14 protein-coding genes are annotated in these 13,735 nt (G+C 69.2%); 7 read left to right on the forward strand and 7 right to left on the reverse strand.

The features are described 5' to 3' along the window. Window positions 1–16: 16 nt before the first annotated feature. The 6 genes from SSMG_RS16990 to SSMG_RS17015 all read right to left on the reverse strand — a co-directional run bounded on the left by SSMG_RS16990 (window position 17) and on the right by SSMG_RS17015 (window position 4,802). Window positions 17–655, reverse strand: a complete 639-nt coding sequence (locus SSMG_RS16990; RefSeq protein WP_009077803.1) for a TetR/AcrR family transcriptional regulator — start codon at window positions 653–655, stop codon at window positions 17–19. A gap of 4 nt (window positions 656–659) precedes the next feature. Then, on the reverse strand, window positions 660–1,223 hold the full coding sequence (locus SSMG_RS16995) for a D-alanyl-D-alanine carboxypeptidase family protein (RefSeq protein ID WP_009077804.1): 564 nt from the start codon (window positions 1,221–1,223) through the stop codon (window positions 660–662). A gap of 373 nt (window positions 1,224–1,596) precedes the next feature. Then, the gene (locus SSMG_RS17000) at window positions 1,597–2,202 is read right to left on the reverse strand and encodes a hypothetical protein (protein WP_037713959.1); all 606 of its coding nucleotides are present in this window, start codon (window positions 2,200–2,202) and stop codon (window positions 1,597–1,599) included. A 189-nt stretch (window positions 2,203–2,391) separates the two neighbouring features. Beyond that, a complete protein-coding gene (locus SSMG_RS17005) occupies window positions 2,392–3,048 on the reverse strand; it encodes a hypothetical protein (RefSeq protein WP_009077806.1) in 657 nt (218 codons plus the stop codon). 592 nt (window positions 3,049–3,640) lie between these two features. Next, window positions 3,641–4,066 carry a tautomerase family protein gene (locus SSMG_RS17010; RefSeq protein ID WP_009077811.1) on the reverse strand — a complete coding sequence of 142 codons (426 nt, stop codon included), beginning with the start codon at window positions 4,064–4,066 and terminating at the stop codon, window positions 3,641–3,643. A gap of 34 nt (window positions 4,067–4,100) precedes the next feature. Continuing rightward, on the reverse strand, window positions 4,101–4,802 hold the full coding sequence (locus SSMG_RS17015; RefSeq protein ID WP_009077813.1) for an SDR family oxidoreductase: 702 nt from the start codon (window positions 4,800–4,802) through the stop codon (window positions 4,101–4,103). 86 nt (window positions 4,803–4,888) lie between these two features. On the opposite strand from SSMG_RS17015, the gene SSMG_RS17020 reads away from it, so the two are divergent. After that, a complete protein-coding gene (locus tag SSMG_RS17020; protein WP_009077815.1) occupies window positions 4,889–5,377 on the forward strand; it encodes a helix-turn-helix domain-containing protein in 489 nt (162 codons plus the stop codon). 55 nt (window positions 5,378–5,432) lie between these two features. On the opposite strand, the gene SSMG_RS17025 is transcribed toward SSMG_RS17020, so the two are convergent. Then, window positions 5,433–6,599 carry an acetyl-CoA C-acyltransferase gene (locus SSMG_RS17025; RefSeq protein ID WP_009077818.1) on the reverse strand — a complete coding sequence of 389 codons (1,167 nt, stop codon included), beginning with the start codon at window positions 6,597–6,599 and terminating at the stop codon, window positions 5,433–5,435. A 128-nt stretch (window positions 6,600–6,727) separates the two neighbouring features. Here SSMG_RS17025 and SSMG_RS17030 point away from each other — a divergent pair, with 128 nt between their 5' ends. From SSMG_RS17030 to SSMG_RS42455, 6 genes are all read left to right on the forward strand, one after another. Next, complete coding sequence (locus tag SSMG_RS17030) at window positions 6,728–7,162, forward strand: helix-turn-helix domain-containing protein (protein WP_037713962.1); 435 nt, start codon at window positions 6,728–6,730, stop codon at window positions 7,160–7,162. Between the two features lie 536 nt (window positions 7,163–7,698). Continuing rightward, entirely contained in the window at window positions 7,699–8,349 is a 651-nt protein-coding gene (locus tag SSMG_RS17035; RefSeq protein WP_009077823.1) for a crotonobetainyl-CoA--carnitine CoA-transferase, read from the forward strand. 503 nt (window positions 8,350–8,852) lie between these two features. Next, a complete protein-coding gene (locus tag SSMG_RS17040) occupies window positions 8,853–9,782 on the forward strand; it encodes a DUF1702 family protein (protein ID WP_050788207.1) in 930 nt (309 codons plus the stop codon). A 59-nt stretch (window positions 9,783–9,841) separates the two neighbouring features. Then, window positions 9,842–11,737, forward strand: coding sequence for a VCBS repeat-containing protein (locus SSMG_RS17045; protein WP_100267071.1), 1,896 nt, complete (start codon window positions 9,842–9,844; stop codon window positions 11,735–11,737). Beyond that, a complete protein-coding gene (locus tag SSMG_RS17050) occupies window positions 11,734–12,723 on the forward strand; it encodes a hypothetical protein (RefSeq protein WP_009077830.1) in 990 nt (329 codons plus the stop codon). The genes SSMG_RS17045 and SSMG_RS17050 overlap by 4 nt, the downstream gene beginning before the upstream one ends. Continuing rightward, on the forward strand, window positions 12,720–13,735 hold a 1,016-nt coding region (locus SSMG_RS42455; RefSeq protein WP_037717391.1), incomplete at its 3' end, for a polyketide synthase. The genes SSMG_RS17050 and SSMG_RS42455, both read left to right, overlap by 4 nt.

Below are 13,735 nucleotides of genomic sequence, written 5' to 3' on the forward strand. Positions count from 1 at the left end.
AGCGCTTGACCGGTCCCTATGGCCGCGCTTTCTTGGTGGTTCTGCGGAGTTTGCCGCGCAGTGCGCGGAGCGCGATCGGTCCGAGGTCGTCGACCACCTCGATGAGCACGGCCAGCCGGTCGAGCGCGTCCAGGGCGGCCTGGGCCCCGTCCGGGTCGACGCCTTCGTAGAGTTCCAGTCCGACGAACCCGGCGCTCACCGCGCGGGCGAGGCCCGGGATGTCGATGACCTCGGATACCGGGGAGTCGGCCAGCAACCTGGTCAGCGCGTCCTCGATCGGGGTGATCCACAGCTGCAGGGCCGTCGCGGTCGCATCGGCGAGCTTGGGGTCGGCCTGCGCTCCGGCGAGCATCTGGGCAAGCACCGTGACGTTGCCCTGGGCGCGTTCGTCGGCGTGCAGGGAGCGGCCGAGCGCAAGGAGCTGCCGCAGGTCGGCGACCTCGTCGAGGCGTTCGGCGAACGGCGCGACCCTGGCCTGCGTCGCGGCGAGGCACGCGGCCTGGAGCAGGTCGTGGACGGTGCCGAAGTGGTAGAAGACCAGCGCCTGGTTGACCCCGGCGGCGGCCGCGATGCTCCGCGCCGTGGTTCCGCCGAGTCCGTGCGTACGGATCGTCTCGATCGTGCCGTCGATCAGGCGTTGTCGGGTGTCGGACACGGCTTCACCGTAGAGGCCCCGACAGCCTGACGGCACCCGGGTGCGGCAGTCGTTCCGGAGGGCCGGCGGGGTGGTACTCGAAATGCCACCACTCGTTGTCGTACACCCGATAAAGGTGATGACGCGCGCCATGCCGCTCCAGCCAGCGCGAGCCTTCGACCGGCCGCACGTCCAGCGCGGTCCCCGCGACGTGCCGGGACTCGTTCGGCGGCAGCGCCCGCCGCCGCGCTGCCGCCGGCGACCCGGTCCGACGGACTTCCGCGGCGAACAAGCGTTCCTGTTCCCCGGCGTCCCGGTGTCCCGAGGTGAGTCCGATGAGTTCGCCGTCTCGCCATAACGCCTGCGTGCGCGCTGCCATGAACGCGGCGCGGGTCGCCGTGGTGAGGCCGGTGAGGTCCTCGGCGGGGAAACGCACGGCCAGTGCCCATTGGCAGGCCGTACGCCGAGCTTGGCGCGGCGTGCGCACGAACGCCACCGGCAGCAGCGCTACTGCCAGCAGCCGGGTGATCGCCTTGTACCAACGATCTCGGCGGGGCGCACCGCTGAGATCGGGATGGACGCTGGTCATCGCTGCCCCCAGTCCGGTCGTTGCGGACGACCGCCGAAACGCTTTTGAGCAGTTGCTCAAATCGGAGCATAGCCGAGATTTGAGCAACTGCTCAAGCGGTCGGGTGGGGTCAACGGTTCTGCAGTGCCGGACGACGTGCCGGTGGTGACACCTCTGCTCCTGGCGGTTGAGCAGGGATGGGCCATGTCCAGCGCTCAGGATCTCGCCAGTGCCGCAGCCCGACCGCGCCAGCGATGTGCTGCGCCGGTACTGCGGGCGACGACCCCGAGCCGCATCGCGGTCGTCTGCACCCTCAGTGCGCCGCTCCGCCGGATGCCGAAGCCGCGGTTCTGCGGAAACGCGACAGAAAACGGTAGTCGCGGTCCGGCCCGGGTCAGAAGCGGGAGAGGTCTTGGGACGTCGCGGTGCGCAGGACGAGGCGGTCGAGGATGTCGGGCATGCCGACGCACCAGACGGTTGCGCCGTCGCGCCAGGGGAGTTCGAGCACGCCGGCGCCGAGGGCGTCGGTGCGCTGCCCGGCGACCGGGGCGTCGTCGCAGGCCACGGTCGCGGTAGCGGCGGTGGCCTGGTCGGCGGCGTGCTGGATGCGCCGGTAGCGCTCGCGGTGGGCCGCGGGGTCGGTCGGCGCTGCGCGGTCGAGGTTGCCCGGAGTGGAGCGGTACCGGTCGGGGCGGGCGAGGACGTCGGCGCGGCTGAGGTAGTTGCTCAGCAGGTCGGCAACGGTGTCGATCGGAAGCCCGCGCGGGTCAAGGCCTTCGCGGGAGCGGACGGTTTTGACCATCAGTTGACAGCGGTTGTCGCTCTCGTAGACCAGTTCCAGCGCAGTTACCAGAGAATCGACGCCTTGGACGTTCCAGCTGACGGCCGGGCCGAGGCCAACGCTTTCCTGCGGCGCCAGGAGAGGACAGGGAAAACGGGCAAGGCAGTCGGCGAGGGCGGGGCCCTGTGCGGTCGCGGCCCCGCTGTCGTCAGCGTGCATGCGATGCTCGCAATCGGATCTTGGTCGGGTGCAGGCGTTGTGGATGTGCTCAGAAGGGGGTAGTGCCCGCCGGAACAGCGGATCGCACCGTCGCCCTTGACTCGATCCAGAACGCGGGAATTGGGAAGCTCCTTCTCGCAGGCATGAATCCGTCAGCGGATGCGGCATTGCTGCGCGGACTGGCCCGCGTCACGGCGGCGGGAGGACGTCCGCGACTTCGGCGACCTGCTTGAGGAACGCGTCGGACGGGCGGCCCTCGAGCGGATCTGTTTCGGCGATGACGACCAATTTCCCGTCTTGCCGCGACCGGTAGTGCTTTCCGGTGAAACGAAAGCCGGCTGCTTCGAGAACCTCTGTTCCGAACGGGGTGACATCGCCGGATCCGTAGGTGTCTTCCAGTGTGCGGAGTTCGGTGGCGGATTCGGTCGACGGCATCTTCACCCAGGCGACCGATCCGGCGATCGGGTTTCCGTTCGTGTCCTGCACGACGAACAGCAGCTGGTCGAGCTTCTGGCACGGGTGGCGCAGGAAGTACTGCTGAACCTGGCCGAACGACTGGACGGCGCAGCGGAGCTCCGTCTTGATCTTCTGCCTGACCTCTTTGAGAGCCAGCCGTCGCCATGCCTCGGCGCGATCTCCCTTCTGTGCGGCCTTTTTGCTGTTGGCTGTGTCCGCTTCGGACACACTCTTGGACGTCGCGGCGTCGAGTCCGGCGCCGACCGAAGTAACTGTGTCTCCGCCGCCTGCCGCCGCCACGACTGTCGCCAAAGCGGCCGCGGTCAAAACGCCGCCTGTCTTGATCCATCTGCCGTCGGGGCCTCGGGGCTGGTTCGGGTTGAAAGGCACGCGCTGCGCTCCTGGGCCGAGTCGGGGACGGTTCGACCTTGCCGCAACAAGAGCAGGCTGAAAGCTGCTCGCCTGAGAATCACCTGATCGTCTCAATGCTCGCCGTGGTGCGGTTGTGTACTCCCTGCGGGTGCGCGGTCCGGCTATCCGCCTTGCACGACCGCGACCGGAAGAACGTGGGGACGGAACAGCGCGTCACGAGGGCAGGAATCGGCGCGGCGACCGTGACCGCCCGCATCGCGATTACCGGCAGGCCGGGGTGAAGCGCAGCGTCGGGCCGAGGTGGTGCGAACGGTGCACCATGAGCCACCGGTCAGCACGACCGGGTGCGGGCCCGGTGGCGCAGAGCGCGGAGGCGGCCTGGCGGAAAAACCCGACCTGTGGAGCGAGGGGAATAGAACGCGTGGTGCTCGGCGGAAATCCGGTCGTGACGACCTCGTACCGGCCGCTGGGAAGTGCAGGGAACTCGTAGCGGCCGTCTTCCGAGGTTTCCCGGACGGCGACGGCGGTCGCTGGAGGGAAGGACGCGGCAGTCGCACACTCCCCGCTGGCGGTGGTTCGCGAGAACTGCCCCGGATGCGGGCCCCGGTTCTCAGTAAGGCGACGCGGCATTGTCTTTCGCCCAGGCTTTTTCTTCGGCGGAACCGCCGGGTGGCGGCGTCAGCCCGTTGATCATCCAGAGTTCTTCGCTGGTCTCGTCGGCGTGGAACTCCCAGTGCACGCCCGGCCGGTTCTCCAGGTACGGCAGCAGCATGCCGTTGATCCACTTCGCGGTGCGCCGCCGGGCTTCCGGGCCGGCGCTGGTGCGCGCGATGTGGTCGATCACGATGCGGGCCCCGGCTTCGACGGGTTTCCCGCCCACGTAGAAGTTCTCCGGCCGGGCTTCCTGGAAGACCGTGACCGCGTAGAACCGGGGCAGGCCGATCGCTTCGTAATGGTCGGCGACGCGGGACGCGAGATCGTGTTTCTCAGCGGCGCTGAAGAGGTCTGGGGTGTGGTGGATCGTCCACAGTGGCATGACGGCGCTCCTTCCGAGTGCGCGGGAAACGGAGTCAGCCGGCGACGGAGAACGTCAGGTTCTCCACCGGTCCGGACAGCGCTGCCTTGACGGTCGCCGTGACGTCGTCAGCGAGCACTTCGGTGTCCCCGGCTTCCAAGCCGTCGAGGATTCGCGCGGCGATCTGGGCGGGGGTGGCCTTCGGCTGGTCGATCGCGGAGACCATGTCGGTGTCGATGAACCCGGCGTGCACGCCGACGACCTGGGTGCGCTGCGCGGCCAGTTCGACGCGCAGCGAGTTGGTCACCGACCACGCCGCGGCCTTGGACGCGCCGTAGGCGCCGCTCCCGGCCAGCCAGGACAGCACGGAGTGCATGTTCACGAGGGCGCCGCCGCCGTGCGCGGCCAGCACGGGCGCGAATGCCCGCGCGACCCGCAGGAGTCCGAAGACGTTGACGTCGAAGGTTTCGATCGCGGTTTCCAGGTCGCCGTCCAGCAGAGTCTGCGGCAGGAGGACGCCCGCGTTGTTGAAGACGATCTCGGCGTCCGATGCCGTCTTGGCCAGGGCGGCGACCGATTCCTCCGAGCGGACCTCGAGTTCGACGGGCACCACCTCGGGGCGTTCGTCGGCGTATGCCGAGCGGCCAGTGGAGTAGATCTTTCGCGCTCCGCGCGCGAGGAGTTCGTCCACGAGCGCCGCGCCGAGCCCTCGCCGCCCGCCGGTCACGACCGCCACCTTGCCCGCTGCTGAAACCACTGCATCCTCCTGCTGAGTAACGAGAACGTTAGTTAGAGGGAACCACGGGAGAGCTGAGTAACGCAAACATTAGGTACGCTGGCCCGATGGCCATGGACTTCGAGGAGCGATTGCGCGACCGGGACGCCTGGGCGATCGGCGACCGGTGCTCGGCCGCCCGCGCGCTGGACCTGCTGAGCACCAAGACGGTATTCCTGGCCGTGCGCGAGTGTTTTTACGGCACGACCAGGTTCGAGGATTTCGTGGCGCGCATCGGGACGTCCGCTCCCGCGGTGTCGCGGGCGCTTCGCCAGCTCGAGTCCGCGGGGATCGTCGTCCGGGCGCCGTATCAGGAGCCGGGGAAGCGGGCCCGCGACGAATACCGGCTCACCGAGGCGGGCGAGGATTTGCTGCCGGTGCTCCTGTCGCTGGTGCAGTGGGGCGACAAACATCTGCAAGGCGGGCGGCCGCCCCTGTCGTTCGTCGAGGCGGAGACCGGCCGCCCGGTGCGGGTCTGCGTGACGGCGGACCCGGTGCGGGAGACCGAATCCGGCGAGGTCGAGATTCGCCGGAGCCGCAGAAGGTCGCACCGGTAGGTCCTTCCGTCGGACTTACCGAGTGCTGCGGTGCCCGATCTCGCGGTGCCGGGTGTCAGAGGCGTTCGATGATCGTGGCATTCGCCAGGCCTCCTGCCTCGCACATCACCTGCAGGCCGAATCGGCCCTCGCGTTGTTCCAGGACGTTGAGCAGGGTCGTTGCCAGGCGCGCGCCGGAAGCTCCCAGGGGGTGGCCGATCGCGATGGCGCCGCCGTTGACGTTGACCTTGGACAGGTCGGCGCCGATTTCCTTCTGCCAGGCCAAAACGACCGAAGCGAAGGCTTCGTTGACCTCGAACGCGTCGATGTCGTCGACGCGCAATCCCGCGCGTGCCAGCACTTTCCGGGTCGCCGGGATGATCCCGGTGAGCATGAGGATCGGGTCGTCGCCGGTCACCGCGACGGAATGGACGCGGGCGCGCGGGCGGAGGCCGAGCCGGCGGGCGGCTTCCTCGCTGGTGACGAGCACGGCGGCCGAGCCGTCATTGACCGGCGAGCTGTTGCCTGCGGTCGTCTGCCACTCGAGGTCGGGGAACCGTTGCTGCCAATGCTCGTTCCGGAACGCCAGCCGCAGGCCGGACAGGGTCTCGGCCGTGGTGTCGGGGCGGATGGTCTCGTCGACGCGGAGGTCGTTGACGACGCTGACCTGGTCGTCGAACAGGCCGTTCTTCCACGCCGCGGCAGCGCGCTGATGCGATTCGGCGGCGAAATCGTCGAGCTGCCGGCGGGAGAGGCCCCAGCGATCGGCGATGAGTTCGGCGCTGACGCCCTGGGGCACCAAGCCGTCCGCGTAACGCGCGTTCACCTTGGTGCCTACGAAGTCTTTGCCAGCGGTTTGGGAGCCGATCGGCACGCGGCTCATCGACTCCACGCCGGACGCGATCACGACGTCGTACGCGCCCGCGGCGACCCCTTGCGCGGCGAAGTGCAGGGCCTGCTGGCTGCTGCCGCATTGGCGGTCCACGGTGACGCCCGGAACCGACTCCGGGAACCCGGCGCCCAGCAGCGCCCACCGAGCCGTGTTGCCGGACTGTTCGCCGATCTGGCCGACCGCGCCGCTGATGACGTCGTCGACGACGGCGGGATCGATGCCTGTGCGATCGACGAGCGAGCGCAGCACGTGTGCGTGCAGATCCGCCGGGTGGATCGAGGAATAGGCGCCGCCTGGCTTGCCCTTGGCCAGCGGGGTCCGAACTGCATCGACGATGACCGCATTCGGCATGACCGTCTCCTTCTGCTTCAGGTCGCCTCAGCATAGGATTGTAAGTTGGAAAATCAAACTGACTAGGTTGTGATCTCCAACTCGCCGGGTTCGCGCGCGGTAGAGTGCGAAGCGGACAGGAGGTGTGCATGGTGGCCCGGGAGTGCTCGATCGCCAACGCGCTGGGGGTGATCGGGGAGCGGTGGAGCTTGCTCGCGCTGCGCGAGGTGATGCTGGGCCAGCGGCGCTTCGATCAGATCGCGGCCAACACCGGCGCGAGCCGCGACATCCTCGCCGCCCGCCTGCGGTCCCTGGTCGAGCACGGCGTGCTGGCCAAAGTGCAGTACGAACAGCGCCCTCCACGGTATGAGTACGTGCTGACCGAAGCGGGCCGGGCCCTGCGTCCGATCCTGCATCAGCTGATGGAGTGGGGCGACCGGTACGTGACCGAGGGGCCCGCGCCGACAGTGTGGGAACACTCTTGCGGCGCGGAACTGCACCTCGACCCGGTCTGCGGAAACTGCGGAGAGCCGTTCGGGACCGGCGAGACGAAACTCGTCCGCCTCGGCGGTGAACCCGCTTAGCGTCGACGCGGGCGAGGCTTCCGGCGAGTTCCGCGAGACGGCGGATGTCGTGGCGGAGGTCGAGAAGATCGGCCTGGACGTCTGCTGGGTCGCCGAGGCCCGGGACTCCGACGGTCCGTCCGGGCTGGGCTATCACGCCACTCGCGTACTGAACTCGAGGCCGCCGGAGCAGAGCACGCAAGTCTGCGAGAACTGGGCAACTCCGCTATGCCAATCCATAGAGGCCGTAGTAGCGACCGCCTCTCCCCGGGTGTCCGAACGGGGGTGTCCGAGGCGCAGGTTGAGAATATTGCCCTGTCCCGTTTCGCTTCTCGAAGTGTTGCCCCGATCCGGTGAGGCCTCGCCTGAACGAGTGAGGGAAGATCGAAAACCGTTACCCTATCTCTACGCGGACCTTGCCCGAACCGGACCATCCGGCGGAGCCGGCGACCCCGGCGCGTAGCCCGCGGCGGCGCGTCCTGCCGCCAACTGGTCTAACCGCGGTGTTACTATCGATTCATAGAGTTACCCGGGTACGGCGGAGGGCGACGAGAGCAATGGCTGGCAAGCGTGACTACGGGCAGTTCTGCGGTCTGGCCGCGGGCCTGAACGTGATCGGCGAACGGTGGACCTTGCTTATCGTCCGCGAACTCCTCATCAGCCCGGCGCGTTTCAACGAAATCATCGAAAACCTCCCGGGAATGGGCCCGAACCTGCTGGCGGAACGGCTGCGGATACTCACCGAGGAGGGGGTGATCGAGCAGTTGCCCGTGCCGGGGGACGGCCGGGGCAAACGCTATCAGCTTTCCGCGCTGGGGGAGCAGCTGCGCGCCCCATTGCTCGATCTCGCGAAGTGGGGCATGCAGTTTTTGGCGGAAAACGACCGGGACGGCGAGGTGCGCGCCGAGTGGGGCTTCCTCGCCGTGCAGGCCATGGTCGTGGCCGAGCTGGTGCCGGAGATCGACGAGTCGTACGAGTTCCGCGTCGGCGACGAAGTGTTCACCGTCGAGGTACGCGAGCGGACCGTGAAATTCCTGCGCGGCGGAGTCGAGAACCCGGTGCTGGTCATCACCAGCGACGCGGAGACCTTCGTCCGGATCGGAGCCAGGATGATCACTCCGTTCGGCGCGCTGGCGACCGGCGACCTCAAGATCGAAGGCCCGCCCGAGGCGGTGCACCGGTGCACCCGCATGCTGGGACTGTCTTGACGAAACCGACGGGGCGGCTTTCTGCGGCCTGATTCCGCCGGCTGGACGATGTGACTATATTTTTAGCTAGTTAAAGGTGCCGGTGTTCCCGCGTTCGCCGCGGCGCGAGTTCGCCGGGTCGCCGGCGGACCGGCTTTCCGGAGGGCGCCCGGTTCGCGCGGTCTCCGGCGGCGGCGGGATTCGGCTGCCCGAATTCGGCCGAGGAATTGACTGTCCGGGGCATTGCCGATTTCCGCCGAATTCATTTTCCGGGCCAATCGGGGAATCGTATTTCGTGCGCGCGAAGTGTATCCCCCGTGGCAATAGTCCGGTCGAGTTAACGGTCTTTCCGGGGCCCGCCGGCCGTGCGGGAGCGGCCTCGTCACGGCCTTGACCTGGCTTGTGGGGCACTGGTACCACAAAGGGGCTCGCGAGTCCGACGCAGTATTGGCCGTCGCTCCTCCCCAGCTGGAGCGAACGTCGTTTGACCGCGAGTTCCTGCCGCATTGAGGGGGGTGCGTCCGGTGAAAAACGGCGGTCCGACACCGTTTTCCGGAAAACTGCGCTTGCCCGCCGGGACGGCCGACTTCGCCCGCCGGGGTTTCCGCCTGGACCGGCCCGCGGACAGGTCGGTCCTGGAGAACTGCGCACGCGGTTTCGTGGCCGGCTTCAACGCTGTCGCCGGATGGCGTGATCCACACGACGCGCTGGCGCGGATTCCGGACGAGGAAAGGGGTTTCGCCTACGAGGGGGCCGGAATGCGCGCGGCGCTGACCGACCTCGCGACCATGGGATCCGCGGGTGCGCTCGCCAAACTGCTGGCCGGCCCCGGTTCCGGCTACGTCCATCTCGTGCACGTCGGCTACGGCTGGGGACTGGTGCCTTCCCGGCTGCCGGTACCGGTCGTTCTGCCGCGCACGCCGTTGCTGCGCTGGCTCGCGCTTGACGGCGCCGGATTCGCCGAGGTCTATTTCGGCGGAATCGCCGCGGCGAAACGGCGGTCCCGTTCTGTGGGCACGGTGAAAGGAGACGCGCGGCTCGCCGGATGCGGGCGCGCGCTGTGGTTCGTCGAGTCCGCCGATCCGGACGGAATCGCCCGTGCCATCGCAACGCTCCCGGCGGCGGCCCGGCCGCATTTGTGGGCCGGTGTCGGTCTGGCGGCGTGTTACGCCGGAAACGCGGGCGAAACGAGAATCGATCAGGTGGCGAAGGCCAGCGGAAAAGCTGAGCCGTATCTGCGACAGGGTGCGTTATTCGCCATCGCGGCGCGTTTCCGCTCCGGAATCGTGCCCGCGCACACGACGCTGGCCTGCCGGCGGCTGTTCGCTGCGGAGCCGGACGAGGCGGCGGAATGGACGGAGACCGCCGCCGACGGGCTGAAGGAGCGTTCCGACCCGGAAGCGTATCTGGAGTGGAAGTCCCGGCTGCGGAAGCTGGCGTGCCGTCCGGCGTGACCGCGAGGTCCGCGGCGGCCCGGAAAAACACATACTGAGCTAGTGAGGGGGGATTGAGCGTGCGCGGTGTGTGGCGCAGGCCCGTGCCGATCCTCGTCGGGTTGGTGTTCGTCGTCGTGGCCGGCTTCTTCACCGCCCGGCCCAGTCTCGGCGCGAGCGAGACCTCGGCGCTGGCCGGGCGCTTCGGATTCGAAAAGGTCCCGCTGAACTCGGCGCCCCCGCATTCCCGCGCGGAACGGACGGTCGAGCCGTCGCTGGAAGGCATCCGCGCGTGGATCTCCGCGGTGGGCTCGGCGGTGGCGCTGGCCGATCTGCGCGGGCTCGGCCGCACGGCGGACGCGTGCCTGGTGGACCCGCGGGACGATTCGGTGACCGTTCTGCCGGTGCCCGGCGCCGGCGGGCCGCAGTACGCCCGGTTCCGGCTCGCCCCGAGCGGACTGCCCTACGACGCGACGATGGCTCCGATGGGCTGCGTGCCCGCCGATCTGAACGAGGACGGCAGGCTGGACTTCCTGGTGTACTACTGGGGTCGCTCGCCGGTGCTGTTCCTCAACCAGGGCTCGCCCGGGCAGCTCCCGTCGGCGGCGCAGTTCCGGCCCAGCGAGCTGGTCTCGCCGATGCAGGTGTGGAACTCCAGCGTGGTCAACGTCGGCGACGTGGACGGGGACGGGCACCTGGACGTGCTCGTGGGCAACTACTTCCCGGACGGGGCGCGGGTGCTCGACCCCGCCGCCGCGGACGACACCCGGATGCAGATGCAGGACGGGATGAACAAGGCGCGCAACGCCGGCACCAACCGCCTGCTGCTCCTCCGCCCGACCGGGACGCCGGGCGCGGCTCCGGAGGTTTCCGACGCCAGCACGGCGTTTCCGGCGGATTCGGCGAATTCCTGGACCTTGGCGCTCGGCCTTCAGGACCTGACCGGCAACGGGCTCCCGGACGTGTACGTGGCCAACGACTTCGGCCCGGACCAGTTGCTGGTCAACACCTCCTCGCCGGGCCACGTGCGGTTCGCCGAGGTCAACGGTTCCCGGGATCTGGTGACGCCGAGGTCCGAGGTGCTCGGCCACGACTCGTTCAAGGGCATGGGCGTGACCTTCAGCTACCGGGGCGACCAGGAGCTGCCGATGATCGCGGTCAGCAACATCACCACGCCGTATGCCTTGCAGGAGAGCAATTTCGCGTTCGTCCCGACCGGATCCGGGCGGCAGCTGCTGGGCGGCGTGTTCCCTTACGACGAGCGCAGCGAAGACCTCGGGCTGGCCCGCTCGGGCTGGGCGTGGGACATCAAGGCGGGCGACTTCGACAACTCCGGCTCCGACCAGCTGATGCAGGCGACCGGGTTCCTCAAGGGGGACACGGACCGCTGGGCGCTGCTGCAGGAACTCGCGCTCGGCAACGACGAAATGCTGCGCTATCCGGCGGTGTGGCCGCATTTCCGGCTCGGCGACGACCTTTCCGGCCACCAGAGCAATCCGTTCTACGTGCGCTCGGAAAGCGGACGGTACGCCGATCTGGCCGGCCCGCTCGGCATCGCCGACCCCTGGAACACGCGCGGCCTCGCCTTCGGGGACGTCGACGGCGACGGGAAGCTGGACGTGCTGGTCGCGAACCAGTGGGAGGACTCGGTCCTGCTGCGCAACACGTCGCCCAGCACCGGCGCGGGTGCGGACCTCAACCTGGTCCAGCCCGGCGCCGCGGGCGGGACCAGAGCGGCGATCGGAGCGACTGTGACCGTGCACGGCGCGCACCCGCAGAAGACCCAGCTGTACCCGGCGAACGGGCATGCCGGGGTTTCGGGGAGCCTCGTGCACCTGGCGCTGCCGGACCGCGTGCCCGTCGACGCGACCGTCACCTGGCGTTCCGGCACGACCGTGCGCAGCGCCGAAATCACCGTCGCGCCCGGTCACCGCACCGTGCTGCTGCGGCCCGACGGAACGGCGGCGGCCCAGTGACCGCCGCGCGAACGGCCGCACCGGTCACGGCGGGCGACGGAGCGTCCGGCGAGCCGCGCGGACGACCGGCGGCGGACGTGCGGGTCAAGGCGCTGGAGCGGTTCGCGATGTCGCTGACCGGCTTCAACCTCCTCGGCTACCTGGTGCTGGGGTTCGAGCAGTCGCCGGTGACGCCGCTCGCCGCGCTGGCGACCAGTTACGCGGTGGCGCTGGTGCTGGAGTGGCTGGACGCCTGGGCGCATCAGCGCCGTCCGCAATTCGCGGGAGGCCCGCGCGCGCTGTTCGTCTTCCTGCTGCCGCCGCACATCACCGCGCTGGCCTGTTCGATGCTGCTGTACGGCAACGCCTCGGTCTGGCCCTATCTGTTCGCGGTCGTGGTCGCGCACGCGACGAAGTATCTGTTCCGGCTGCGGATCAAGGGCAAGCTCCGGCATGTGCTCAACCCGTCGAACGCCGGGATCGTGGTGACCCTGCTGGCGTTCTCCTGGGTCGGCATCGCCCCGCCGTACCACTTCACGAACTACCTCACGGGGGCCTGGGACTGGCTGCTGCCGCTGGCCATCCTGACGGCGGGCACCATGCTGAACGCGATGCTCACCAAGAAGATCCCGTTGATCCTCGGCTGGGCAGGCGGCTACTTGCTGCAGGCGGTGCTGCGCTGGCTGCTGTTCGACCACGCGCTGCTGGGCGCGCTCGTGCCGATGACCGGACTCGCCTTCGTGATCTACACCAACTACATGATCACCGATCCGGCCACCTCGCCGGCGAAACCGCGCAACCAGGCTGTTTTCGGCTTCGTCAACGCTCTCGTCTACGGCGTGCTGGTGGTCTGCGGCGTGGTCTTCGGCTACTTCTTCGCCCTCGTGATCACGTGCGTGCTCCGAGCGGCGGTGCTGTTCGCGGTCGAACGACGCAGGAGGCGCGCCGCGACCGCGGCGGCCGCGCGAGAAACCCCGGCGAGCAGTCCCGTCGGGAGCGCGCTGTGACCGGCGACCGGATCGCGGTCGTCGGGCTGGCGTGCCGGTATCCGGACGCGACGAGCCCGGAACAGTTGTGGCAGAACGTGCTCGGGCGCAGGCGGGCCTTCCGGCGGCTGCCTGAAGTCCGGCTGGGCGCGGGCTACCGGGGCGGGCCGCGGGACGCGGACCTCGTCGCCGTCTCGCACGCGGCGGTGCTGCGCGACTGGGAGTTCGACCGCCAGCGGTTCGCCATTCCCGGGCCGTTGTACCGGGCGGCCGACCAGACCCATTGGCTCGCGCTGGAAACCGCGGCCGCCGCGCTCGCCGACGCGGGCTGCCCGCTCGGCGAGGGGCTCGACCGCGACACCGCGGGGGTGGTCTTCGGCAATTCGCTCACCGGCGAGTTCACCCGCGCCGGGACGCTGCGGCTGCGCTGGCCCTTTCTCGCGGACGCGGCGGCGACCTCGCTGCGGGCGGCGGGGATCGGCGACGACGCGGCCGCCGACGTGCTGCACCGCCTGGAAGAACTGGTCAAACAGCCGTTCCCGGTTCCGGGCGACGAAACGCTCGCCGGTGCGCTCGCGAACACGATCGCCGGACGGGTCTGCAACCAGTTCGACTTCCACGGCACCGGCTACACCGTCGACGGGGCTTGTTCGTCCAGCCTGCTCGCGGTGATGACGGCCTGCCGCGCGCTCGCCGACCGGGAGTGCGACTTCATGCTCGCCGGCGGCGTGGACATGTCGCTGGACCCGTTCGAACTGGTCGGGTTCTCCCGGCTCGACGCGCTCGCGAAGGACGAGATGCGGGTGTACGACGCCGATCCGACCGGCTTCCTCCCCGGCGAAGGGTGCGGGGTGGTCGCGCTGATGCGCGCGGAGGACGCCGAACGTTCGGGACGGCGCAGCTACGCCCGGATAGTCGGTTGGGGGTCCTCTTCGGACGGTGCGGGCGGGTTGTCGCGGCCGGAACGCCGGGGGCAGGCCTTGGCGCTGACTCGCGCGTACCGCAAGGCCGCCCTCGATCCGTGCCGGGCCGG

The organism is Streptomyces sp. AA4, assembly GCF_000158875.1.
In the GTDB taxonomy this organism is placed as follows: Bacteria; Actinomycetota; Actinomycetes; order Mycobacteriales; family Pseudonocardiaceae; genus Amycolatopsis.